Source organism: Microbispora sp. NPDC049633 (assembly GCF_040675265.1).
Taxonomy (GTDB): domain Bacteria; phylum Actinomycetota; class Actinomycetes; order Streptosporangiales; family Streptosporangiaceae; genus Microbispora; species Microbispora maris.
Genome location: NZ_JBFAOO010000001.1, coordinates 137,540 through 161,824, shown reverse-complemented (window position 1 = coordinate 161,824; position 24,285 = coordinate 137,540). Strand labels below are relative to the sequence as shown.

19 protein-coding genes are annotated in these 24,285 nt (G+C 69.5%); 8 read left to right on the top strand and 11 right to left on the bottom strand.

The genetic code is table 11. From position 1 onward, the window contains the following. From AB0J39_RS00780 to AB0J39_RS00760, 5 genes are all read right to left on the bottom strand, one after another. Positions 1-1,156 (bottom strand): universal stress protein (locus tag AB0J39_RS00780; RefSeq protein ID WP_363460326.1); only part of this gene is annotated, 1,156 nt, incomplete at its 3' end. A 6-nt stretch (positions 1,157-1,162) separates the two neighbouring features. Next, the gene (locus tag AB0J39_RS00775) at positions 1,163-2,038 is read right to left on the bottom strand and encodes a potassium-transporting ATPase subunit C (protein ID WP_363460337.1); all 876 of its coding nucleotides are present in this window, start codon (positions 2,036-2,038) and stop codon (positions 1,163-1,165) included. A gap of 14 nt (positions 2,039-2,052) precedes the next feature. Next, entirely contained in the window at positions 2,053-4,164 is a 2,112-nt protein-coding gene (kdpB, locus tag AB0J39_RS00770) for a potassium-transporting ATPase subunit KdpB (protein ID WP_363460324.1), read from the bottom strand. Beyond that, the gene (kdpA, locus tag AB0J39_RS00765) at positions 4,164-5,825 is read right to left on the bottom strand and encodes a potassium-transporting ATPase subunit KdpA (protein WP_363460322.1); all 1,662 of its coding nucleotides are present in this window, start codon (positions 5,823-5,825) and stop codon (positions 4,164-4,166) included. Before kdpA ends, kdpB begins: the two co-directional genes overlap by 1 nt. Further along, positions 5,825-5,914, bottom strand: coding sequence for a potassium-transporting ATPase subunit F (locus AB0J39_RS00760; protein ID WP_169983891.1), 90 nt, complete (start codon positions 5,912-5,914; stop codon positions 5,825-5,827). Before AB0J39_RS00760 ends, kdpA begins: the two co-directional genes overlap by 1 nt. A gap of 312 nt (positions 5,915-6,226) precedes the next feature. On the opposite strand from AB0J39_RS00760, the gene AB0J39_RS00755 reads away from it, so the two are divergent. Both AB0J39_RS00755 and AB0J39_RS00750 read left to right on the top strand, forming a co-directional pair. Next, complete coding sequence (locus AB0J39_RS00755) at positions 6,227-6,586, top strand: hypothetical protein (RefSeq protein ID WP_363460319.1); 360 nt, start codon at positions 6,227-6,229, stop codon at positions 6,584-6,586. Between the two features lie 134 nt (positions 6,587-6,720). Beyond that, positions 6,721-7,098 carry a DUF3147 family protein gene (locus tag AB0J39_RS00750; protein ID WP_363460317.1) on the top strand — a complete coding sequence of 126 codons (378 nt, stop codon included), beginning with the start codon at positions 6,721-6,723 and terminating at the stop codon, positions 7,096-7,098. Positions 7,099-7,195: 97 nt separating this feature from the next. Here AB0J39_RS00750 and AB0J39_RS00745 read toward each other — a convergent pair whose 3' ends face one another. The 5 genes from AB0J39_RS00745 to AB0J39_RS00725 all read right to left on the bottom strand — a co-directional run bounded on the left by AB0J39_RS00745 (position 7,196) and on the right by AB0J39_RS00725 (position 16,101). Next, positions 7,196-10,147, bottom strand: coding sequence for a hypothetical protein (locus tag AB0J39_RS00745; RefSeq protein WP_363460315.1), 2,952 nt, complete (start codon positions 10,145-10,147; stop codon positions 7,196-7,198). A 137-nt stretch (positions 10,148-10,284) separates the two neighbouring features. Beyond that, on the bottom strand, positions 10,285-13,416 hold the full coding sequence (locus tag AB0J39_RS00740) for a hypothetical protein (protein ID WP_363460313.1): 3,132 nt from the start codon (positions 13,414-13,416) through the stop codon (positions 10,285-10,287). Positions 13,417-13,680: 264 nt separating this feature from the next. Next, positions 13,681-14,688 carry a hypothetical protein gene (locus AB0J39_RS00735; protein WP_363460311.1) on the bottom strand — a complete coding sequence of 336 codons (1,008 nt, stop codon included), beginning with the start codon at positions 14,686-14,688 and terminating at the stop codon, positions 13,681-13,683. Then, positions 14,685-15,284 carry a hypothetical protein gene (locus AB0J39_RS00730; protein ID WP_363460309.1) on the bottom strand — a complete coding sequence of 200 codons (600 nt, stop codon included), beginning with the start codon at positions 15,282-15,284 and terminating at the stop codon, positions 14,685-14,687. Before AB0J39_RS00730 ends, AB0J39_RS00735 begins: the two co-directional genes overlap by 4 nt. A 211-nt stretch (positions 15,285-15,495) precedes the next feature. Further along, a complete protein-coding gene (locus AB0J39_RS00725; RefSeq protein WP_363460307.1) occupies positions 15,496-16,101 on the bottom strand; it encodes a dihydrofolate reductase family protein in 606 nt (201 codons plus the stop codon). Positions 16,102-16,414: 313 nt separating this feature from the next. On the opposite strand from AB0J39_RS00725, the gene AB0J39_RS00720 reads away from it, so the two are divergent. From AB0J39_RS00720 to AB0J39_RS00695, 6 genes are all read left to right on the top strand, one after another. Next, positions 16,415-17,512, top strand: a complete 1,098-nt coding sequence (locus AB0J39_RS00720) for an RICIN domain-containing protein (RefSeq protein ID WP_363460305.1) — start codon at positions 16,415-16,417, stop codon at positions 17,510-17,512. A 162-nt stretch (positions 17,513-17,674) separates the two neighbouring features. Continuing rightward, the gene (locus AB0J39_RS00715) at positions 17,675-18,949 is read left to right on the top strand and encodes a cytochrome ubiquinol oxidase subunit I (RefSeq protein WP_363460303.1); all 1,275 of its coding nucleotides are present in this window, start codon (positions 17,675-17,677) and stop codon (positions 18,947-18,949) included. A gap of 106 nt (positions 18,950-19,055) precedes the next feature. Next, positions 19,056-20,069, top strand: coding sequence for a cytochrome d ubiquinol oxidase subunit II (gene cydB, locus AB0J39_RS00710; protein ID WP_363460301.1), 1,014 nt, complete (start codon positions 19,056-19,058; stop codon positions 20,067-20,069). Positions 20,070-20,183: 114 nt separating this feature from the next. Further along, positions 20,184-21,053, top strand: a complete 870-nt coding sequence (locus AB0J39_RS00705; protein WP_363460299.1) for an MEDS domain-containing protein — start codon at positions 20,184-20,186, stop codon at positions 21,051-21,053. After that, complete coding sequence (locus tag AB0J39_RS00700; protein ID WP_363460297.1) at positions 21,043-21,843, top strand: STAS domain-containing protein; 801 nt, start codon at positions 21,043-21,045, stop codon at positions 21,841-21,843. The genes AB0J39_RS00705 and AB0J39_RS00700 overlap by 11 nt, the downstream gene beginning before the upstream one ends. A gap of 48 nt (positions 21,844-21,891) precedes the next feature. Next, complete coding sequence (locus tag AB0J39_RS00695; RefSeq protein WP_363460295.1) at positions 21,892-22,413, top strand: hypothetical protein; 522 nt, start codon at positions 21,892-21,894, stop codon at positions 22,411-22,413. A gap of 12 nt (positions 22,414-22,425) precedes the next feature. Here AB0J39_RS00695 and AB0J39_RS00690 read toward each other — a convergent pair whose 3' ends face one another. Further along, positions 22,426-24,258 (bottom strand): glycoside hydrolase family 15 protein, encoded by a 1,833-nt coding sequence (locus tag AB0J39_RS00690; protein ID WP_363460335.1) that lies wholly within the window; start codon positions 24,256-24,258, stop codon positions 22,426-22,428. Positions 24,259-24,285 lie beyond the last annotated feature (27 nt).

Genomic DNA, 24,285 nt, shown 5'->3' with positions numbered 1-24,285 from the left:
CGGCGACGGCCCATCCCGCCAGCCTGCGCCGCCGGGTGAGCGCCGCCCGCGACCCTCGCGGGCGCTCCCTTCCCTTGTTGACGTGCTCGTGAGTGATCATGTGGACGTCGATCGAGCCGGACCGCGCGGTCGTCTCGACGCCCACCCCCCTGCTGAGGATCTGGGCGAACCGGCCGCGCCGGGAGGCGCCGAGCACGAGCTGGGTGGCGTTGACGCCGCGGGCGAACTCCAGCAGCGCCCGCGGCACGTCGTCGCCCACCACCTGGTGGTAGGTGCCGCCCATGCTCTCCACGAGGGCGCGCTGGCGCGCCAGCAGCGCCGGGTCGCCGCCGGCGAGCCCGTCGGCGCGGGTGACGTGGACGGCGAGCAGGTCCGCGCCCTTGGTCCGGGCGGCGACGCGGGCCGCCCGCCGCACGAGGGTGTCGCCCTCGGGTCCCCCGGTGAGCGCGACGACGACCCGTTCGCGCGCCTCCCACGTGTCGGCGATGCCGTGCTCGGCGCGGTAGCGGTCGAGCTGCTCGTCCACCTCGTCGGCGAGCCACAGCAGGGCCAGCTCGCGCAGCGCGGTGAGGTTGCCGACGCGGAAGTAGTTGGCGAGGGCGGCGTCCACCTTCTCCGGCGTGTACACGTTGCCGTGCGCGAGCCGCCGCCGCAGCGCCTCCGGGGACATGTCGACCAGCTCGATCTGGTCGGCCCGCCGTACGACCTCGTCGGGCACGGTCTCGCGCTGCGGGACGCCGGTGATGTGCCGCACGACGTCGTTGACCGACTCCAGGTGCTGGATGTTCACCGTGGAGATCACGTCGATCCCGGCGTCGAGGAGCTCGTCGACGTCCTGCCAGCGCTTGGCGTTGCGCGAGCCCGGCACGTTGGTGTGCGCCAGCTCGTCGACCAGGGCGACCCGCGGGCGCCGGGCGACGACCGCGTCCACGTCCAGCTCGGAGAAGGCCGCCCCCCGGTACGTCACGCTCCTGCGGGGGACGATCTCCAGTCCCTCCAGCAGCTGCGCGGTCCGTACGCGGCCGTGGGTCTCCACGAGGCCGACCACGACGTCCGTGCCGCGCTCCCTGCGGCGGTGGCCCTCGCAGAGCATCGCGTACGTCTTGCCGACCCCGGGTGCCGCGCCGAGGTAGATCCGCAGCCGCCCGCGTGGCATGGCCGCTCACCTCTCCCTGTCGAGGGCCAGATTGAGCTCCAGCACGTTCACCCCGGGCTCCCCCAGGAAACCGAGGGCACGCCCGGTCGTGTGCTCTTGGATCAGTGTGCGCACCCGGCGCACGTCCAGCCCGCGTTCCCTCGCCACCCGGGGGGCCTGCAGCTCGGCGTACACGACGGAGATGTGCGGGTCGAGGCCGCTGCCGCTCGCCGTCACCGCGTCCGGCGGGACGACCGCCTCGGCGTTCCCACGCGCCGGCCCCCGAACAGGCACCGTACGCCCCGGCGAATAGTTTTCGCCGGGCCTGCCGCACTCGACCTTCACGCCCTGGTACGTGGCGACGAACGGCACGGCCGGGCACGCCTGGTTGACGCTGACGACCCTTGTGGGCCTGCCGACGGCGGGGAAGACCTTCAGCACCGCCCCTGCACCGTCCGCGGTGCAGTACGGCCTGGCCCCGCTGACGCCTTCCCGCTCGCCGACCGCCTTCGAGCGCGCGCACACCTGGGTGAGCAGGGAGACCCTGCCCTTCCGCGCGGCCTCGCCGGTCCCGTGGGGGTCGGGCAGCCGGTCGACGACGTCCTGCGGGCCGAGGTTGCTCGCTCCCGAGGCCGCCGGGTCGTAGCCGCCCGCCGAGGGGCGGCTCTGGAAGTATCCGCGCACCGGGCGGCCGTACCGGTCGGCGAAGGACTGGCCGACGAGGGCGCTGCCCACGTCCCTGCCGTCCGCGCGGACGATCGAGCCGCCGGCGCGGTGGGGCAGGAGAAGTTGGGCGACCCCGGTCACCAGCAGGGGATACAGGACACCCAGGATCAGCGTGAGCAGGGCGACGGCGCGGACCGCCGCGAGGTGCCGGCGGAGCGTGTTCGGCAGGCGTTCCATCACGTCTCCAGCCATCAGGACATCCCCGGGAGGAACCGGACCAGCAGGTCGATGATCTTAATTCCGGCGAACGGCGCGACGACGCCGCCCAGGCCGTACAGGCAGAGGTTGCGGCTGAGCAGCGTGGACGCGCTGGAGGGCCGGTAACGCACCCCGCGCAGGGCGAGGGGGATCAGCGCCACGATGACCAGCGCGTTGAAGATCACCGCGGACAGGACGGCCGACTGCGGGCTGTGCAGCCGCATCACGTTCAGCGCGCCCAGGCCGGGATAGACCGCCGCGAACATGGCCGGGATGATCGCGAAATACTTCGCGATGTCGTTGGCGATCGAGAACGTGGTCAGCGCCCCCCTGGTGATCAGCAGTTGCTTGCCGATCTCGACGATCTCGATGAGCTTGGTCGGGTTGGAGTCGAGGTCGACCATGTTCCCGGCCTCCTTGGCGGCCGAGGTGCCGGTGTTCATCGCCACCCCCACGTCGGCCTGCGCCAGCGCTGGTGCGTCGTTGGTGCCGTCTCCGGTCATCGCGACCAGCCGCCCGCCCTCCTGCTCCTTGCGGATGAGCGCGAGCTTGTCCTCGGGGGTCGCCTCGGCCAGGAAGTCGTCCACCCCGGCCTCCCTGGCGATGGCGCCGGCGGTCATCGGGTTGTCCCCGGTGATCATCACGGTGCGGATGCCCATCCGGCGCATCTCGTCGAACCGCTCCCGCATGCCCTGCTTGACCACGTCCTTGAGATGGATCACGCCGAGCACCCGGGCCGTGCCGCCGCTGACCTCGCCGACCACCAGTGGCGTGCCGCCGGAGGCGGAGATCCCGTCCACCAGGTGCCCGACCTGCCCGGTGGGATGGCCGCCGTTGTCCCGCACCCACTTCATCACCGAGGTCGCGGCGCCCTTGCGGACCTGCCGTCCGTCCACGTTCACCCCGGACATGCGGGTCTGGGCGGTGAAGGCGATCCACTCCGCGTGGGCGAGCTCCCCCGGCTGACGTTCGCGCAGGTCGTAGGCGTGCTTCGCGTGGACGACGATCGAACGCCCCTCGGGGGTCTCGTCGGCGAGGCTCGCCAGCTGCGCCGCCTCGGCCAGGTCGAGCCCGGGGACGCCCTCGGCCGGGACGAACTGCGACGCCTGCCGGTTGCCGAGGGTGATCGTGCCGGTCTTGTCGAGGAGCAGGGTGGTGACGTCACCCGCGGCCTCCACCGCCCGCCCGCTCATCGCCAGCACGTTGCGCTGCACCAGACGGTCCATGCCCGCGATCCCGATGGCCGACAGCAGCGCCCCGATCGTGGTCGGGATCAGGCAGACCAGCAGCGACACGAGCACCACCCCGCTCACCCCGTCGGCGCCGAGCGCGGGCGTGTTCGGTACGCCCGGGTTCTGGGCCTTGGAGTAGATCGCCATCGGCTGCATGGTCACCGCGGCGACCAGGAAGATCATCGTGAGCGCGGCCAGCAGGATGTTCAGCGCGATCTCGTTGGGGGTCTTCTGCCGGTCCGCACCCTCGACCAGGGCGATCATCCGGTCGACGAAGCTCTCGCCGGGCTTCTGCGTGATCCGTACGATGATCCGGTCCGACAGGACCTTCGTGCCGCCGGTGACGGCCGAGCGGTCGCCGCCGGACTCGCGGATCACCGGCGCGGACTCCCCGGTGATCGCCGACTCGTCGACGCTGGCGATGCCCTCGATCACGTCGCCGTCGCCCGGGATGACCTCTCCGGCCTCGACGACCACATGGTCGCCCTGGCGCAGCTCCTGGGCGCCGACGACCTCCCATCGGGCGGGGTCGCGCGGGTCGGGCAGGCGCCGGGCCACGGTGTCGCGCTTGGCCGCCCGCAGCGTGGCGGCCTGGGCCTTGCCGCGGCCCTCGGCCACCGCCTCCGCCAAGGTGGCGAACAGCACGGTCAGCCACAGCCAGACCGTGATCGCCCAGGCGAACACCGAAGGGTCCGCGATCGCCAGGCCCGTGGTGAGGAACGCGCCGATCTCGACGACGAACATGACCGGGTTGCGCCACAGCGTCGCCGGGTTCAGCTTGCGTACGGCATCGGGCAGCGACCGCACCAGCTGCCGGGGATCGAGCAGGCCGCCGCCGATCCCGCCGCTCACGCGCCGCGCTGACTTCGGCATCAGGACAGTCCTTCCGCGAGCGGCGCGAGCGCGAGGGCCGGCAGGAACGTGAGGGCGACGAGGACGACCGTGACTCCGGCCACCATCCCGACGAACTGCGCGCGGTGGGTGGGCAGCGTCCCGGCGGAGACCGGCACCGGCGCCTGCCGGGCCAGCGACCCGGCCAGGGCGAGGATGAAGACGATCGGCAGGAACCGGCCGAAGGCCATGCACAGGCCGAGCGCGACGCACCACCAGGGCGTGCCCGCCGAGATCCCGGCGAAGGCCGAGCCGTTGTTGCCCGCCGCGCTGGTGAACGCGTAGAGGATCTCCGACAGCCCGTGCGGCCCGCCGTTCAGCATGGCCGCGAGACCGGCCCGGTTGCCCATCGCCGCGGCCGTGCCGGCGAGCACGAGGGCCGGGGTGACCAGGAAGTAGAGCGAGGCCAGCTTGATCTCGCGTGCGCCGATCTTCTTGCCCAGATACTCCGGCGTACGGCCCACCATCAGACCGGCGACGAACACGGTGATCACCGCCAGCACCAGGATGCCGTACAGGCCGGAACCGGCGCCGCCGGGCGCGACCTCGCCGAGCATCATGTTCAGCATCGTCATCATGCCGCCGAGCGGCGTGAAGGAGTCGTGGGCGGCGTCGGTGGCGCCGGTCGAGGTCAGCGTGGTGGCGGCGGCGAACGTCGCGGAGCCGGGCACGCCGAAGCGGACCTCCTTGCCCTCCATCGCCGCGCCGGCCGCCCGGGGGACCGTGGCCCCGCCGGAGAGCTCGAAGACGTTCGTCAGCAGCACGCTCACCAGGGCGATCACCGCCATGACGGCGAGGATCGCGTGGCCCTGCCGCACCTGGCCGACCATCCGGCCGAAGGTGCGCGGCAGCGCGATCGGGATCGCCAGGAGCAGGACGATCTGCAGCCAGTTCGTCCATCCGGCCGGGTTCTCGAAGGGATGGGCGGAGTTGGCGTTGTAGAAACCGCCGCCGTTGGTGCCGAGCTCCTTGATCGCCTCCTGGCTCGCCACCGGGCCCCCGGGGATCGCCTGGGTGGCGCCGGTCAGCGTCGTCACCGTGTGCGGTGACGCGAGGTTCTGCACCACGCCACCGGCGACCAGCACCAGCGCGGCGACGAACGCGATCGGGAGCAGGACCCGGAACGTGCCGCGCACGAGGTCCACCCAGAAGTTGCCGATGGTGTCGGCCTGCCTGCGGGCGAACCCCCGCACGAGCGCGACCGCCACGGCCATGCCGGCCGCCGCCGAGACGAAGTTCTGCACCGCCAGGGCGGCCATCTGCACCAGGTGACCCATCACCGTCTCGCCCGGGTACGCCTGCCAGTTGGTGTTCGTCACGAAGCTGACGGCCGTGTTCCAGGCGACGTGGGCGGGGACCGGGGGCCGTCCGAGGCCGAGGACCAGCCTGTCCTGCAGGCGCTGCATGCCGTACACGACCAGCACCGAGACCGTGGAGAAGGCCAGCAGGGCGCGTGCGTAGACCGCCCAGGGCTGCTCTGCGTCCGGACGCACGCCGATCAGGCGGTAGACGAGCCGCTCGGCCGCGCTGTGCCGGGTGCCGGTGTAGACCCGGTAGAGGTAGTCGCCCAGCAGCAGGTAGACGACGGCGAGCACCGCGACGGCCGACAGCACGAGCACGGCCCCTGCCGCTGCCGCGCCCATCAGAAGCGCTCCGGGAACAACAGGGCCGCCACCATGAACACCAGCAGCGCCGCGGCCACTCCGAGGCCCACGGCGTTGACCACGCTCACAGGCGCTCCACCGCCCGTACGACGAGCCCGACGATCATGAAGACCGCGATCGTCAGGGCGACGAAGACGACGTCCGCCATGCCCACTCCTCGGTTGTGATTGCCGCGGCACTCTCAGCACAAGCAAAGTCCGAGATCGGGGGCATATGACCGCTCTTGACGGCTTCCATACGGGTTCGCACCGAGTATTGACGCCCCCTGTACGCGTGCCACGCCGGGGGTTTCGGGCGTGCACGTGCCGGAAATCAACGCGGTTCAACCGGCGAGCGGCGCCCCCCGAACACCTGTGTCGGCTCCGGGGAGGGGACGCGGCGTGGACGACGGAAGTGGCGTGATCCTGGAGGTCGTCCTGAAGGCCCTGGCCGGCGGCGTGTTCGTGCTGGCCTTCGCGGCGCTGGCCGAGACGCTGACGCCCAAGCGGCTCGCCGGGGTCTTCAGCGCCGCTCCTTCCGTGGCCCTGGCGAGCCTCATCGTCACCGCGGGCTTCGCCGGCATTCCGGACGTCCTCGCCTCGGCCCGCGGCATGTGGATCGGCGCGGCCGGTTTCGTGCTCTACTGCCTGGTCGCCGCTCCCCTTCTGGGCAGGTGGGGCGCCTGGCGAGGAGCGCTGGCCGCGCTCGCGGTCTGGGGCGCCACGGTGGCCGCAGGGTACGCGCTGGCGCCGGAACCGTGAGCGCCGATCGTGACGGCGGCCGGCCCCATGGCCACGGCCGATCTGATGGCGACGACCGAGTTGATGGTGACGGCCGATCTCGAGACGGCGGCCGATCTCGAGGTGACGGCCGATCTCGAGGCGGCGGTGAGAAAGTGCGGCTGCGCGTCGGCGAGCTCAGGCGGCCGCCCCCGCGCGACTGGGTGGTCCGGTTCGCGTTCGGCGCCGGGGTGTCGGCGCTGGCCGGCGTGGTGTCGGTGCTGGCCGGCCCGCGTGCCGGCGGGCTCTTCCTCGCGTTCCCGGCGATCCTCCTCGCGAGCGTCACCCTCATCGCCAAGGAGGACGGCGTACGCCAGGCCGGGCAGGAGCTGTGGGGGGCGGCCTTCGGCGCCCTCGGCCTGATCGGCTTCGCCGTCGTGGTGACGACCACGGTGGCCGTCTGGCCGCTGTGGCTGTCCCTCACGGCCGCCACCCTGGCCTGGGCCGCCGTCTCCCTCACCCTGTACGCCGCCGCGACCCGGCTGCGCCCCTGAGCCGGGTCGCGGCGGCGGAGTTCGCCTGCGACCCTCCCAGTTCGCCCACAACGCCCTGCGAAGCACGCTCCGCAGCCGGAATCCTCGACGGCAGCTTCTAGGGGATCTTCGTGGAGAAGAACTGGCTGATGGGAACATCGATGAAGCGCGGATACTGGTTGTCCGGGAAATAATATCCGCGCGTCCAGCAGCTCACATTCGTGGTGCTCGTGCTCACCGTGTACGAGATAAGGACCCTGCTGTTGTCCGGCAGCACGCCCGCCTGGACTCTCGCTCCATATACAGCGGAATATGCGGGATTCGTCTTGGTCTCGGGAGGCGTATAAAGATCTATCTGCTCGGACCCGAATCCCCAAGCGCTTCGGGAAGGCAGGGCGACTATCTTCCCGGGGGCCTGGGACGCGGGTGTGTGACGCACCAGCCAGAACAAGCCGTTGATGTGGACGACACTGAAATCTATCTCCACTTTGGGTTGCAACGGTTTGGACGTGGCGCACGATACCGCCCACTGAGCGGATCCGTCGCTGCCCGTGCCAGCGAAGTACCGCCAGCGGCTCTGGTCGCCAAGGTCGCCGCTGACAGGGGTACGAGCGAGGAAAAGTGATTTCTCGGCACTACTGCCGTCCGCCTCCCAGCCGTATATATAGGTGTACCCGTCGTGGTCCAAAAGGGAGGCACCCCAGATGATGGGGTACGGATTCCTGACCGAACACTCCTGTAGTCTCGTCGGCGTGACATCGGCCACGCTCTTCGTCTCCAGATCGGCGATCGAGAGCCTGGCGTACGCTCCTCGCGTGTTCTCGTCCCCTACCCCCTCGTAGTAGAACTTGACGACCTCGTTCTCGTTGACGACCTTTGAATCTCCAGTCCAGTACTGGCCGCCCTCGCCCACCGGGGTCTTCGCGTATCGGGACCAGAAATCCCCGTTGGGACTCGTCTCACGACAGGTGCTTCCTCCCGTGATCGTGCGCAACGCAGATCCGTCCTGAACGACGATAGAATTCCGTATGTAACTGGTGTCGCTTCCGGTCGACCGCTTGCTGGGATCGCCGAGAAAAGTGTCCGAGAAGAACCAGGCCCGCTTACCCGACGGCAGCTTCACAGCCTGGGCGGCGTCCCCGCCACTCCAATCCGCGCACCCGGCGTTGTTCGCATAGCCGGCCCACATGGCGTTCAACGCGCCGTTCATTCCCGTATTGGCTTCCACCGCCATGGAAGCGGTCCAGTTCACGACTTGCCCCATGCTGTAGCCGTTGGGGATCTTCTGCGACTCCTGCCAGAGGTCGGAGCGGACCGCGATCAATGTCGCTGTCTCCCCTGCGTTCATCTTGATGGTCAGTTCGTGCGTTTCATCGTCTCCCCTGGCATCGGCACGCGCCCATCGCAACGGCGTCATCGAAGACAGGTTGTCCCACGCCACGAGGAAGTAGTGGAACTCGACCTCGCTGTCGATTCCGCCTTGGTCGGGCGCTTCAACCCGGACGGACAGCCTGCCGTTCCCGGTGGGGGGCGGGGTGAACTCCACGTAGGAGGCACCGCCGTGCCAGATCATGGTGCTCCCGTTCGCCGAGCCGCCCCAGGTCATGGTTTTCTCCGCGGACCGCTTGGGACGCTTTCCGTCGAGTTCGTTACGCCAAAGACCTGATGCATGCACGTTGGCGTATCCGTCCGCGGCGCCGAGGAAGGCGGAGAGATTGGCCGTCTTTCCGGTGAGCCGGTAGTTGGCCACCGCAAATCCTTGCACTTCCTTGTTCAGATCGAGGCCGTAACCGGACAGCACCTGGTCTATCGCCTCCAGTGGCATCTTGCTGTCCATCACCTCCCAGGTGCGCCGCACGAAGTCGGTGGTGCCGGCGCGCTCGACCAGATACTGGGCGAATATGAAGGCGCCGTACTGCCTGCTTCCGCCCAGACCGTCACTCGAATTCAGCGCGCTTTCCGGGCCGCCGGGACCGGCGAGGAATGAGTCCAGAGTCCTGGCGTAGGCGCCCCATCCCGCCTCCGCCGGGCTGACCTGACGGTAGACGGCGTTGACCGCCCACTCCGCGGTCGCCTCCATCCACCAGTTGATCGAGACGATGTTACCGAAGAAGTGGAGGTTCGGCAGGTAATGATATTGCACTGCATGAAAGAGTTCGTGTCGGATCAGATAGGTGTACCAGTCCTCGTTACGGTAGGGGTTGCCGTTCTGGTCCTCGAACTCGGCGGGATCCGTGGGGAGGAAGATGACCGGCCCGCCATGGTCGTCGAGAATGTCCCCGAAGGGGAAGGTCAGCCCGGGATTGTCGTTGTAATCGAACCCGATATATATCTCGACGCGGTTTCCGGTAAGGCCGTAGCCCATGGACTGATACTGCGACCAAGCCGTCCTGAGCGATGCCTCGACCTTGTCGATCGCATCCGGAACACCGTTCGACGGGCTCACGTCGACATCCGGGATCCCGTTCATCGATGCCCCGGTGTCGGGGTTCACAGAGAACCCATCAATATTGTAATAGATATCGAAGGCGTGGCCTATCGAGAGGGAACGCTTACAGGTGAACCAGTTCACGAACTGGATGTAGGGCGTCGCACAATCGATCCGGGTGGCCGTTGTCGTGGACGACGCCTTGTTCTCTACGGGTCTGACGGCGAGGCTCTTCACCCAGGCCTGCGTCTCCGCCGAGGCTTCGTCGAGCAGGGAGAGCGCATAGGTCAGGCTGAGGCCCGCTCGATGGGACAGCCTCTCGTTGGATCTGAATTTCTTCGGAAGTCGGCTCGGATCCGCGACCCGCCAAATCGTGTTCCGGATGTACTCGTCGACCCCGATCTCACCGCGTGACCACGCTTTCGAGATCCGGTCGTCATCGCCGAAGTCGGGTTTCTGGGCCGCCAGCTTCTTGTGCAGCTCGCTCTCGGGGCGTTCTACCGGTCGGTACGGCCTGGGCGTATCGACGTGGGCGGACGTGGCCGCCGGCGCCGGCGTCGGCGTCGGCTGCGCGAGAGCGTTCGATGCCGTGGGCGACTGCAAGAACGCCACGAGCACATTGGTGACCGCCAGCGCCACCACTCGGGTTCGGAGACGGCTTTGACGTGGAGATAACAAATGGCCCGCCTGCTGTGAGATGTGGTGAACAGAATGGGCAGCTCAACTGCCGATGACAGAACCTGTGAGACCGCAACGGGTTGCCCGGCAACCGAGGAGCGTCACGGACAGCTGGTCGGAACGAAGGCCACAGCGTCGAAGACGACGCTTTCGTCTCCTGTGCCCTCGCCGTTGAGCGTGCTCAGCGAGACCTTTGCCGTGCCGGAGAAGGTGAACACGCCGAGCGACACCCAGCGGTTCGCCTGCTGTCCTGGATTCGCCTTCACCGGACGCTGCGTGATCACCCGCGATCTGATGCCCTGCGCGGTGTGCACGTCGTAGCGCGCCTGCCTCGTGTACCCGAAATGGTCCGGCAGATGGACGAAGACCTGCGCTGCCCCGTTCAATTGCTGATTCAGAGTCCAGGTGCCGATGACTCTCATCACGGCTCCGTTGTGGCTCGCGTTCCGCACGTAGGCGAACCACTGGTGTCCGCCGAAACCATTGCCGAGTTGCTGGAAGTCCGCCTTAGCGGGCACCTGGCCACGGGAGTCGCGGGCGAATTCGAGGGAGAAGCTTCCGGAGTTGGTCCAGCCGGTGTTGTCGCAGCCCCCGCGGACGGCCGGCACCGTGCTGGGGACGTCGTCGACGATCCGGGCTCCGGACGGCAGCCCAGGAGTAGAACACGGATACCAGTAGTCCCGTGGTTCCTCACGTTCCGTGGACGCCCAGGAAGCGTCTGAGTAGCGCATCGTGCCTTCGTTGCCGCACTGGGCGGAGCAGTCACTCTTCCATGCCTTGGGCAGGTGCCACCAGCACTTGAAATCGGCTCGGGTGCAGGCGCCCGCCGTGCTGCTGGACGGGGCCTCGTAGTTCGTCGTCCCCGGCCGACAATCGTTGTGCGCGTCGCTTCCGCCCGTGGGCGCGACACAGAAGGCGTTGAGGTCCACCGCGAAGACGTTCACCTTCTGGATGACGGGGACCACGGCCGAACGGTAGTCGGTATGGTTCCACCACGCGGCGTTGTAGCCGGCCTGATCCTGGTATTTGCCCTGGGTCGTGTCCCAGTAGGTCTTGGTGATGGGCCAGGCTGCCCAACCGAGCACCTTCTCCTGGTAGGGCCAGTATTGCGGCGTCGCCGCGTCCGCGTACGTGTTGCCGTCCAGGAACGGATGACGGCCGGGCCTCCAGTACGAATTGGAGGGGTTGTTGGTCCAGCCGACCCCCCAGGCGCCGTTGTTGGGCTGGCCGTTCGCGTCGTTTCCGTTGGCCTCCGCCTTCGGATGCCAGCCGGAGTTGTAGGCCCAGATGGCGAAATACCAGTTCTCCAGCTTCGCCGCGTTTCCGTTGTTCGCGATCACGGCGCCGTTGGTGTCGGCCCAGATCTGGTTCCACTTCTCGGTCAGCGTGCGCAGGCCCGCCGCGATATTGGTGACATAGTCCAGGGCCACGGCCTTCTGCTTGTCCGCCGGCCACGCTGTCTCCCCTGGCCGCTCGGACCCGGCCTTGCGCATCCCGTCGGTCTGCTGCGATATGCCGTACCCGCAGTCCGCCTTGGAGAAATCGATGGCCCAGTCGTTGGAGGGGTCGCTGTCGTAGATGTCGACACCGTAGTAATTGCCCACCAGCGGGTTACCCGTCTCGCCCTCAAGCACCTTCCGCTGGGCCTGCCAGAGGTTCGACTCCTGGGCGAGGATGCCGAGCATGATGTTCGTCGGCACCCGGCCTCCTCCCAGGAGATCGTGCGCCGGGAACATCGCCTGCGGTGACCAGGACGGCAGCCCCGAGCCCTTCCAGTTGGCAGGCCGCGTCAGCGTCAGGCGCTTCAGCACCAGTTGGTCGACGGCCCATTCGACCTGGCGCCAGTGCGGCTGGTACACCTGTGACTTCGGGTCGTTGCGCGGGACGGCGCAGGTGTACCCGTCGTCGACCGGGTTCTCCGCGGCGATCGCGCCCGCCGATGCTCCGGACGTCGCCTTCGCGGCACGCCCTGTGAGCGCCGCGAGGCGGGGATTCAGGACGCTTCCCGTTCCGATCTTCGGTGCCTGCCGCGCCTCCGGCGCCACGTGGAAGGCCAGCTTCGCCTTCGTCGCGGGAACCTCCGCCGCCACGTCGATCGGTTCTGCTCCTCCGCTGTCCCCGCTGACTCCGGAGATCGCCGTGTCCTTGGGATCTCCTCGAAGGCCTTCGCGCAGGCCGCGCCGGGCCGCGCTCTTGACGACGAGCATCCCTTGCGAGGAGACCTGGCCGGCGGCCGGGCCGGTGAGGAGGCTCATCTTGTGCGGAAGACCACGGACGTCTTCCGCCTCTCCCAGGAGGAAAAGCCTGCCGTCACTCCCGGCCCGGACGGACAGCTCCCCGAGCCTTCCCGTGGCCAGCGTCCTGGTCCTGCCACCGGAGTAGTACCTGACGGCCACGCCGCCCGCGGCCTGCTCGGTGAATGCCACGCCTCCCTGCGCGTCCACGTGCACGTCAAAAGGAACTGACGCGGCCTCGGCCAGGCCCTTCACCTTCCCGGAACCAGAGACGGCCACAAGCGTGCCACCTTTTGCGGCTGCGAAACCGTCCTCATAGGGCACGGCTGAGGTGATCTGCCCGGGGATCACCACTGCGTCGGTGACCTTCCCCCCGCCTGTGTCCACCCGAAGGAGCCTGCTGCTCCTGTGCTTCTCGTCCGCTCCCTGAGTGAGCGCGACCGTGCCGTCGGCGCCGCAGCCAGGATTGAAGTACGCCAGGGTGACTTGATCTTTGAGTTTGGTCACGGCACCGCTCGCGACATCGACGACCGCGGCGAAGGCGCCCCGCGCGAAGAGTTCGGGCCGGTTGGTGAAATGGCGTGGAGCGTAGACCGCCATCACGTGGCTCCCCGATCCGGTCAGGCACGCGTTCCCGATCCACTGATCGGTGTCCATACCCGGCTCGCTGAGGGTCGCCAGCGTTCGCCACTGGTAACCGGTGCGAGCCTCCGCGACCAGCACGTGAAAGCCGGTCGCGTCGCCGGTCGTGGCGAGGGCGAGATCCTTCGACCTCTGCCACCCGCCGGGAAGCACGCGGTCGCGCTGCGACGCCTCTACCGACGAGCGGTCGGTCACCTCTCCCATCGGCTCGACCACGGCCTTCGCCGACGGCTGCGGGGTGGAGCCCTCTCCGGGCGTCCGAGGCTCGGCAGCCGCCGCGCCTACGACACCGGGCATGGACAAGGCGGTGACCACGGCCAACACAAGAGCGATATATGGCCGGCGGGCGATCGCCACTCGAACCTCCGTATTCGTCACTTGTAAAGACGCTGACCGTAAGACCCGCTGTCCGCGTCATGCGTGTTTCGCGAAATCCGATCGGGCGAAACCCTCTGCTGGAATGGAAGGCCGCCCGGCTGAGCCCGCGGCGCGACTCAGGACAACCCCAGCGGAACGGCGGAGGAGAACCCACCTTTCCTCCGCCGTTCCTGCGAATCGTCGCTCGGGCCTGGGCCGGCGGGGATCCTGGCCGAGAAGCAGTCCGGCCGGTCGCCGGCTCTCTCAGCCGGCCTTGATGAGCGCCTTCGCCCTGCTCACCCAGCCCTCGAAGATGTGTGTGGATTCGGCGATCTTCCCCTTGTTCCCGTCGAGGATGCGCTGTTCGTACGCGGCTCTGACCGCCTTGTAGATCCCCACGAGATTCACCTCTGCCTGGCAGTTCGCATCGGCGGCGGCTACCCGCTTCTCCTCCGCCGACGCAGGCGCGCCTTCGGCGCGCGACTGCCACCTCGGGTCGTTCTGGGCAGTGATCGGATGGTCGTACGAGGTGATGCCGGCATTCTGCATGCAGGCACGCCAGGCGGTCAGAGCCGCCCGCACCCGGCTGTCACGCATGGCCCGTGAACGGGAGGCGACGGCCAGACCACGAGGGTCGGCGGGGAGTTTTCTCATGGTGCCGTAGAGCTTGTCGTCCGCCTGGCCGGCACATCCTCCCGCAGGGATGGCACGCCCCGACTGGGTCCGGTCCGCGGCCCCGTCGAACGCCTTTCTCTCCTCAAGGGTGGGTTCGTGTCTCGACTCGGTGAAAGCGCGTGGCACGCTCTCCGCCGGAAGGCGCGGATACCCCGAATCGGCGGCGGCCTTCGTATCCAGATAATCGAAGACGTCGGACTCGCGATAATCTCCCGGGCTCCATGTGCGGATGGTGGTGGACGTCCAACCGGTGAAGCCGAGTGACCTCATGCACGCGGCGGATGCGATGTCCCGAGCCTGGTCGATGAGCTTGATGTCGCTCATCGGAGTGAGATACGGATCGAGCGGCATCGCCACATGCTTGGAGTCGCGGACCGTCGCGATGTCGCCCAGCGGAGGCTCGCCCTCTCCCCCGAGAGGTGCGGATGTCGGGTACGGGCCGGCAGGCGGCGAAGGCTCGACGGTGGGGTCGACGGCGGCGGTCACCGCCGTGTTCTCGGCGGACAGCTGGGTTAGGGTGAAAGCTGCAGCGGAAATCGACGCGAGTGCCACGGTGGCGGCGCCGACGGCGACAGCTCTCCTCGGCTGAAGCGTCATTGGCCGTTCCTCCTCCAGTAGCACCGGTGATAGATTCCCGCGTTGTTCCCGTAAACGCAGTTGTTCGCATGGAACTGCGTGGTCCAGAGACCGTATCCCGCGGCTGTGGAGAAGTTGACACCGAGAGTGTCCTGATACAGATCTCCCGAACAACCGGCCTTGTTCACCCACTTTGTGAACCACTGGCCGTAGTAATTACTGTATTCGGTCCGGTAACCCCAATGCTGCTGGGGCTCGTCGACCCACCAGTATTGCATCGGGCTGCTGCATCCGCCGTCGCTGCCAGGGCCGCTGTGATAATCCCACCTGTCCAGGACCAGACCGCTGTGGTTGTTCACCATGGCGAAGTAGCCGTCGGACTGCTGCCAGTCCGACCACACCTGGTTGCTGGCCGAGCTGTTCAACGGAAAGGCGATGACTCTGGCTAGCGGATCGATGCTCGAATTGATGATCTCAAGATACAGGTAGCCGTAGCCGTAGTTGCTCGCGGTCGCCCACCTGTTCACGGAGTCGGCATGGGCGGCTGCAGCGGGCATCATGGTCGAGCCTGCGACCACGCCCGCGCCCACCACCGCCAAGCTCTTGACGCTGAGCATTGATTTGATACGGGATAAACTGAATCGCACCTAAGCCCTCTCCCTCTTGATAGCCTTCCGGCCGCATGACAATTCAGGGCCGGTTTCATCTCTCCCGTCCGGCCGCGCCGGCGTTCGCCGCCGGCGCACCCGCCGTGCCCACCCCTCGTGTCGATGTCCGGGCTTCTGGCGACGCCCGGAGTGCGACGAGGGGAATCGTGGCGGCGCTCGATCACCCCCCGGCGTTCGCCTCGGCCGCCCGGCGTGCGGCGGCCGGGTCGGCGAGGCCCTCGCCGGTCGGCTCGTAGGTGAGCAGGACCACGCCGGAGGAGAACGCCTGCGTGCCGGCGAGCCGCAGCGAGGCGGGGTCCGCGGAGTCGTCGTCGAACAGGTGGGCGCCGCGGCCGGCGAGCACGGGATAGACGGCCAGACGCATCTCGTCGAGGAGGTTCTCCCGCAGCAGCCACCGCACCAGCGCCGCACTGCCGAAGACGAGGATGTCGCCGTCCACCTCCTTCTTCAGGGCCTCGATCCGCGCCGCGGCGTCCGCACCGATGATCGTGCTGTTGTTCCAGCCGGCCTCGGTCAGCGTGGTCGACACGACGTACTTCGGCAGGGTGTTCATCGCGTCGGCGTAGCCCACCTCGTCGGTCATCGACGGCCAGGAGGCCGCGAAGCCCTCGTAGGTGACCCGTCCGAGGAGCAGTGCCCGCGCCGCGCGGATCTGGTCGAGGCCGGCCTTCATCGAGTCCTCGCTGACGAATCCGAAAGCCCACTCGTGCGGGTTCTCGATCACGCCGTCAAGGGTGGTGAAAACAGACAGAACTACGCGTCCCACGGTTCGTATCCCTCATGTCGGGTGAGATGTGGCGGCGGACGTGCGCCCGGTCGGCCGCGGAGAATGCGTGCGCCGCCACTCGGTGCCGGGATGGGCGGCCACGTCCGCCGCCGCGGCCCACCCCCGCGACGCCGCCCCCGAGCACCTCCGTGCTCAGGCGCCGACGGGCCGTTGTGCAGAGCCACCGTGGCCCGGCATACGAGCTCACGTCCACACATCGGCGGTGTCCCGGACAGTTCCGGACGATCTCGGACAGTCCTGAGCGTGCATAGGCTGCCGTGGGAGCGCAGGGGATCTACGGGATGGAGTGAGCGTGACCGACACCCGGCCGCAGCCGTGGACCGCCGCCACGCCCGCGGAGTTCGTCGCCCTGATGAGGCGGCTTCGGGCGTGGAGCGGGTGCAGTTACCGGCAGCTCGAACGCCGCGCCGAAGCCGTGGGCGACGTCCTGCCGCGTGCCACTCTGGCCGGCGCGCTCAGTCGCCGGGATCTGCCGCGCGAAGACCTGCTCGCCGCGTTCGTACGGGCATGCGGGGAGGACGACGACACCGTCGCCGAGTGGGTGGACGCCCGCCGACGCCTGGCCGTCGCCCGCGAGACGACCACCCCGTTGCCCGGCGGCACGCCTGGCGCGCCCGGGGGCGGGACACCCGTCGTGACCTCCGCCGGGATGCCAGCGGCGCCGGGACCTGACGTCTCCCGGCCGGCCGAACTCCTGGACGGCGACGCGGGCGGGAGGAGCACCGGCCGGGTCCCGGCCTCGCCTCCAATGGGCGAGACCTCCGGGCGGAATGTCCCGGCCCGGAGACTGGTGGCGGGCACCGCGGCCACGGCCCTGCTCTGCCTGGTCGGAGCCTGGCAGTTCGGCCGATTGTCCAGCGGGGAGGCGGCCTCCCGCCCCTCCTCGTCGATCTCCGCCGCCCCGGCACCGTCCGGTTCGGCCTCCGGGGCGGGCGGACCGGCGGCGGCCGGCAGGTGGGTTCGCGTGCGGCCGGCCGCCGAGCCGTCCCTGTGCCTGACGGCGGGGCGGGCCAGGGACGTCCCGTACGATCCGGAGATCGCGGTCCTACGTCCCTGTGCCACGGCGGTCCCGCCGCGGACCTTCCTCACCCCGGCGGGTGGCGGGCTGGTCCACCTGCAGTGGGATCACCCCGACCCGGCGAAGGGCGTCGGCTGCCTGACGGTGATCCCGGCGGGCCCCACGGCGGGCATGCTGCAGCCCTGGAGCGACTGCACCGGCGCCAGGCCCAACCAGCGATTCCGGCTCGAACCCGTCGGCGATGACGGCTACCGCATCCGCCCGGCGTCGAGCGACCGGTGCCTCGCCGTCGACGGCGACCCCGGAGCGGAGGCCGTCGAACGGCCCTGCGCCGCCGCGCCCGGACAGACCTTCCTCATCGACCCCGAATAGCCGTCGGGCCGGGCTGGTGGGCCGAGGGCCTCGCTCCCGGCGAGACGTGGCGGAGAGATATGATCCGTCCCACTCTTGCGGGATTTGCGAGAAAAGGGCTGATTTGTCGCTTCACCACGCGTCCTGGGCCTCCCTCCTTCGGGCTACGGACGACGGACGCCGATGACGGACGAGACGCTGGCGCGCCTGCAGTTCGCGACCACGGCCGGCTTCCACTGGCTGTTCGTGATGCTCACCCTCGGGCTCGCCCCGCTGATCGCGGTGACGCACACCCGGCACGCCCTCCGCGGTTCGCCGCTCACCGAGCGCATGACCCGGTTCTGGGGCCAGATCTACGTCGTGAACTACGTGCTGGGCATCGTCACCGGCCTGGTCATGGAGTTCCAGTTCGGGCTCGCCTGGAGCGGGCTGTCGGAGTACGCGGGCAACGTCTTCGGCGCTCCGCTCGCGCTCGAGACGATCGTCGCCTTCTTCGCCGAGTCGACCTTCCTCGGCATGTGGATCTTCGGCTGGGGCAGGCTGCCGAAGGCGGTGCACGTCACACTGATCTGGCTGGTCACGCTCACCGCGTACGCCTCGACGTACTGGATCATGGTGGCCAACGGCTTCCTGCAGCACCCGGTGGGACACGAGGTGCGCGACGGCGTGGCCCGGCTCACCGACTTCGGGGCCATGCTCACCAACCCCAACGCGATCAACGCGCTGGTGCACGCCGCGGCCGCCGCCCTGATGACCGGCGGGGTCTTCATGGCGGGGGTAAGCTCCTACCACTTCCTCAAGCGCACGGCCGAGCGCGCGTTCTTCCGGGCCTCGCTGCGCCTCGGCCTGTTCGTGGCGACGCCCGCGGCGTTCGTGGCGCTCTACTACGGATTCGTGCAGATCCCGACGCTCGTGGAGACCCAGCCGATGAAGGCGGCGACCCTGCGGGGTCACGTCGACGACATCGGTTCCCTGCGGGTCGAGGACGTACAGGCCCAACTGGTCCAGCGGTTCGGCGCGGGCGACTACCGGCCGCCCGCCTGGATCGCCACCGCCTTCGACGTCATGCAGGACGTCGGCTACCTGATCCTCCTGCTGATCGTCGTGGCTCTGGTCCTGCTCTACCGGGACTGGTATCTCCGGTTCCGCCCGGCGGCGTACCTGATGCTCGTCGCGGTTCCCCTGCCCTTCGTCGCCGCGCTCGGCGGATGGCTGCTGCGCGAGGTGGGGCGTCAGCCCTGGGCGGTGTACGGCGAGCTCACGACCGCCGCCGCGCGGTCGCACGTCGGCTCGATGCTGACGTCCCTGGTCCTGTTCGGCTCGGTGTTCCTCGCCCTGGCGATCGCCGACTGGGCACTGATCATCCGGTACGCCCGCCGCGGCCCGGCCGACACCGACCTGGGCGGCGCGCCTCGCGACGGGCACGCGGAGCGACCCGCCACGTCGCTCGCCCTGTAGCGCAATTCGTGACTCGCCCTGTAGCCCGACCCGTGACCCGACCTGTGACCCGACCTGTGACTCGGCCTGTGGTTCGACCTGCGGCTCGACCTGCCAAGAGGAGCCCGTGACTCTCCAACTCGTGTGGCCGGCCCTGCTCGGGCTGCTGCTCGCCGGTTACTTCGTCCTGGCCGGCCTGGACTACGGCGTGCAGCTGCTCGCCCCCACGCTCGGCCGCGACGACGGTGAGCGCCGGGCACTGCTCAACGCCTTCGGCCCCTTCTTCCTCGGCAACGAGGTCTGGCTGGTGGCCGCGGCGGGGGTGTTGTTCGGCGCCTTCCCCTTCCTGGAAGGGCGGCTGCTGTCCGGGATGTACTTCCTGTTCGCGGCGATCCTGACCGGGATCGTCGTCGGCAACGCCGCCGTGCAGGTGCGGAGCCGCCACCGGAGCGCCTCGGCGCGCCGTATCTGGGACGGGTTGATCTTCCTGGGCGGGCTGATGCCCGCCGCGGGGTGGGGGCTCGTGACGGGCCGTCTGCTCGCCGGGGTACCGCTCGACGCGGGCAACGCCTTCTCCCTCGGCCCGGCCGACCTGCTCGACCCCTTCGTGCTGCTGTGCGGCGCCACGACCACCGCGGTGTTCCTCGCGCACGGCGCGTCCTTCCTGGCCTGGCGAACCGGCGGCGAGCCGGGCGCCCGGGCGGCGAGGGCCGGCCGGCGTGCCCTGTTCGTGGCGACCGGGGCGGCGGCGGCCGTCCTCGTCGCCGGGTTCCTCTCCTCGGCGCGGCACACCGTCGTGAACTCCCGGCCCGCGCTCGCGGCCGGCGTGGCCCTGGTGGTCGCGCTCCTCGCGGGGGCGGCCCTGCTGCGCGTGGGACGCCCCGGCCGGGCCTTCGCCGCCACCTCGTGCGCGGCCGCCCTGCCCGTCGTCGCCCTCGGCGCGGGCCTGCACCCCTTCGTCCTGGTCTCCTCCGGCGCTCCCGGCACCGGCCTGCGCCTGTCGGAGGCGATGGCGGAGGCGGCCACGCTGCGGATCCTGGTGGGCTCCGCCGTGGTGATGGTGCCGCTGATGCTCCTCGCCCAGGCGTGGAACTGGTGGCTGTTCCGCCACCGGACCGGTCGTACGCCGACATACCTGTAGCCCGCGCCACCCAGTAGCCCGCGCCATCGAGACCGATTCTTGACGTATGCCCGTCACTACGATGGGTACCTCGATGAGGCGGTGGGCGGGGGGCCGCCTGAGGATGGTGGCGCGGTGACGGTCAGTGCCGAGGTGCAGATCACTGATTTGACGATCAACGATCACGCGTGTCTGACCTTCGGCGAGCCCGAAGAGCTGCTCGACCTCACCGCGGCGTACGTACGTGACGGGCTGTCGGGAGGCCTGCGGGTCGTCTGGCTGTGCGAGGAGCCCCAGGGAGCTGCGGCCGAGCTGAGCCGCCGCGGGATCGCCGTGCGGTCTGCCACCGCCGACGGACAGATGGACGTCGTCGCCTCTCAGGAGGGCCTGCTGTCCGGACAGGCCTTCAACGTGGATCACGCGATGGGATGGCTGAGCTCCCAGATGGAGCTGACCTCACGCGAGGGCTACTCCGGCCTTCGGGTGGCCCTCGACATGGGCTGGGCGCTGCGGCCGGTCCACGGTGTGGAGCAGCTGCCCGCCTTCGAGGAGAAGATCGCGACGATCCTTTCGGACAGCAGCGTGTCGGTCCTGTGCCAGTACGACCGGGAACGCTTCGACCCGGTCACCCTCGCCTCGGTCTCCCCGTTTCACACCCGGGCGGTCGCCGCGGCCACCTACTACGACGACCCGTTGCTGCGGATCTGCCGCCAGTACGCGCCACCCGGCATCCGGATGGCGGGACAGATCGACCGGGCGGCCGAGGACGCCCTGGCCATGGCGTTGAGCGAGGCGATCAGGACGGATGGCCCTCTCACGATCAACATGGCCGAGCTGTCCTTCATCGACCTCTCCTGCACCCGGACGATCATCGACGTGGCCCGGAGTTTCGCGCCGGCCCGTACGGTCGTCCTGCGGTGCAACCCCGCCATCGTGCCGCGGTTCGTGCTGCTCGGTGCTCAGGGCATTCCTGGGATCAGCCTGGTGACCGCGCATGAGCGATGACGCGTCCAATCATGCCTCCCGCGTCGCCTCGGGCCCCGGCAGCGGGGATCGGAATGCCGAAACGTCGGTGCTGATCCTCGACCACGCGTTCGACCGCGGGTCGCTCTACCCCCTGCGGGAGACGCTGCAGACACACGTCGTCCACGCCGGGCTCCCACACGGGCGCTCCGTGGACCTGGTGCTCACCGTCCACGAGCTCGCCACCAACGCGGTCTTCCACGGCTCGGGGACCGGGCGGGCGAGGATCCGGCAGTTCGGCGGCGTGCTGCGGTGCGAGCTCGGCGACCCCGGCTCGTCGGGGCACGACACCGCCGCGTGGCCGGTCAGGCACGGGCATGGGCTGTGGCTCGCCCGCTACCTGTCGGACCGGTTCACGATCGCCTCCGGCCCGGACGGCACCCTCGCCACGGCCGACTTCGCCCTCCCCGGGCCCGCGTCGCCGTCCGCCACCCCACGGCTGCGCCGTCTCGAGTCGCACACCGTTCTGGAGCTGGACGGCGCCCTCGACGAGCAGGCGGCCCCCAAGATCAAGGCGGCGATCGGCGAGATCGTCTCCGGCACACCGGCGCCGAGGCTGGTGATCGACCTTTCCGCGATGACCTACTGGGACAGCACCGGCATCACCGCTCTGATCACGGCGCATCAGCGCGTGTCGGAGACGGAGGCCGGGATGCTGGTCCTGACCGGTCTCGCGGCCGACTTCGCCGAGCGCCTCGACGCACTCAGTCCTGTTCCGTTCACGACCCGGGATACACCGGCCAAGGCGACCCAAATGTTTCCGCCCTCCTGAAGCACCCGCATGTGCTGAAATATGCCGGTGAATCGGGCGAGGCAGTTGATGGGCGAGATGCTTATCTATTGCTACGTGCTCGTTCTGCTCACCGGCGGCTACCTCGCGTTCTCCTATGTGCCGAGCGGTGAGACCGTCCCCTACACCGGCGCCTACGAGCCGCTGCGGGGCGTCCCGATGTCCGCCGCCTACCATTCGATCCTCAACATCAGCTTCGACGACCACGGCGGGCTGATCGCACGGCAACTGCACCACCGCTTACAGATACTGCTCGCCCTGGGGACCGTCGTCTGGGCCCTGCTCGGCCGGTACCGGTACGCGCTCCCGGTGCTGGGCCTGGCCGCGCTCGGCGCACTCGCCGGCTACGGGTCCGCCGACGACCTCCTGTCCGGAACCTTCCTGACCAGGGTGCCGATCCCCGTGTGGTACGGCCTGCACCTCGTGGTGGCGCTCGCCATAGGCGCCGTGCTGGTGGTCTCCTCGCGCCGGGAGGCCGCCAGGCAGCCCAGGACGGCCGGCTTCGTGGCGTTGAGCCTCGGCCTCACCGCCGTGCTGCTCCTATGGAAGTGAAACGGAGAGCCGTCACGAGTGCCCGCTTCCGACATGGCCGTGGTCGTGGCCGTGGCCGTGCGCGACGTGCTCGTCGGGCCGGGTGCCGGACAGGTGACGGGCGGAGTTCACCAGCCCGACGTGGCTGAACGCCTGCGGCGTGTTGCCGAGCTGCCGGCCGGTGGCGGGGTCGCACTCCTCGCTCAGCAGGCCGAGGTCGTTGCGGAGGCTCAGCAGCCGTTCGAACAACTCGTAGGCCTCCCGGTGCCGGCCGATGCCGTACAGGGCGTCGGCGAGCCAGAACGTGCAGGTGATGAACGCACCCTCGGTGCCCGGAAGGCCGTCCACGTTGCCGTCGGCCCGCGGCCGGTAGCGCAGCACGAATCCCTCGGAGCACAGCTCGCGCCGCACCGCCTCGACGGTGCCCGCCACCCGCGGATCGTCCCAGGGCAGGAACCCCACCCGGGGGATCAGCAGCAGGGCGGCGTCCAGCCCCTTGGAGCCGTAGAACTGGGTGAACGTGCCCCGCTCGGGGTCATAGCCGCGGTCGCAGACCTCGGCGTGGATCCTGTCGCGGGTCGCGCGCCACCGGTCCACGGGCCCGTCCAGGCCGAAGCGTTCGACGGCCTGCACGGCCCGGTCCAGGCCCGCCCACGCCATGACCTTGGAGTGCACGAAGTGGCGGCGGTCGCCGCGCACCTCCCACAGCCCGTTGTCCGGGTCGTCCCAGTGGCCCTCCAGGAAGTCCAGCAGCGCCCGTTGCAGATCCCAGGCCGGCTCCTCGGCGTGAATGCCGGCCGTCCTGGCCAGATGCAGCCCGTCGAGGACCTCGCCCCACACGTCGAGCTGGAACTGCCCGGACGCCGCGTTGCCCACCCGGACCGGAGCCGAGCCCTCGTAGCCGGCCAGCCAGCCGAGTGAGTACTCCGGCAGACGGCGGGTGCCGTCGATCCCGTACATGATCTGCAGGTCGGCCGGATCTCCGGCGGCGGCCCGCAGCAGCCACTCCCGCCAGGCCTTCGCCTCGGCGACGAAGCCGGTGCCCAGCAGCGCCTGCAGCGTGAACGTCGCGTCGCGCAGCCAGCAGAACCGGTAGTCCCAGTTGCGCGGGCCGCCCGGCTGTTCCGGCAGCGAGGAGGTGACCGCGGCGACGATGCCGCCGGTCGGCGCGTAGGTCAGCGCCTTCAGCACGACCAGCGACCGGCGTACGGCCTCCTCCCACCGGCCCTGGTATCGGAAGCCGCGCATCCACGACGTCCAGTACGCCTCGGTGTCGGCGAGGGCCTTGTCCGCGTCCACCGGGCGCGGCCTGCGCTCGTGCGAGGGCCGGTAGGTCAGCACGAACGGCACGCGCTGCCCGGCGGTCACCTCGAACTCGGCGTAGGTGGTCATGTCCTCGCCGCGGAGCGGCACCGGTGTCGCCAGCCAGGCGGCGTCGGGACCGGCGACCGCCGCGAGCCGCCCGTCCTGCTGCCGCACCCAGGGCACGACGTGCCCGTAGTCGAACCGCAGCCGCAGCGCCATCCGCATCGGCACCCGCCCGTTGGCGCCTTCCACGACCCGCACCACGTCGGCCGCCTCGCCGCGTGGCGGCATCGCGTCGATCACGCGTACGGACCCCTCGGGGGTCTCCCACTCCGTCTCCAGGACGAGGGAGTCGCCGCGGTAGCGGCGGCGCGTGCAGAGCCCGCCGGCGGCGGGGGCGAGGCGCCAGAATCCCGCCCGGTCGTCGCCGAGCAGGGCGGCGAAACACGCGGGCGCGTCGAATCGGGGCAGGCACAGCCAGTCGATCGACCCGTCTCGCCCCACCAGCGCGGCCGTGTGCAGATCACCGAGCAGCCCGTAGTCCTCGATCCGCAGTGTCACCACGCTCCCCCTTCGGGGGTCGATCTC

Coding starts and splice junctions, on each gene's coding strand:
- kdpA (WP_363460322.1), bottom strand. CDS start 5,825: ATGGGCGCGGCAGCGGCAGGGGCCGTGCTCGTGCTGTCGGCCGTCGCG.
- AB0J39_RS00700 (WP_363460297.1), top strand. CDS start 21,043: ATGAGCGATGACGCGTCCAATCATGCCTCCCGCGTCGCCTCGGGCCCC.
- AB0J39_RS00715 (WP_363460303.1), top strand. CDS start 17,675: ATGACGGACGAGACGCTGGCGCGCCTGCAGTTCGCGACCACGGCCGGC.
- kdpB (WP_363460324.1), bottom strand. CDS start 4,164: ATGCCGAAGTCAGCGCGGCGCGTGAGCGGCGGGATCGGCGGCGGCCTG.
- AB0J39_RS00775 (WP_363460337.1), bottom strand. CDS start 2,038: ATGGAACGCCTGCCGAACACGCTCCGCCGGCACCTCGCGGCGGTCCGC.
- AB0J39_RS00735 (WP_363460311.1), bottom strand. CDS start 14,688: ATGACGCTTCAGCCGAGGAGAGCTGTCGCCGTCGGCGCCGCCACCGTG.
- AB0J39_RS00730 (WP_363460309.1), bottom strand. CDS start 15,284: ATGCTCAGCGTCAAGAGCTTGGCGGTGGTGGGCGCGGGCGTGGTCGCA.
- AB0J39_RS00695 (WP_363460295.1), top strand. CDS start 21,892: ATGGGCGAGATGCTTATCTATTGCTACGTGCTCGTTCTGCTCACCGGC.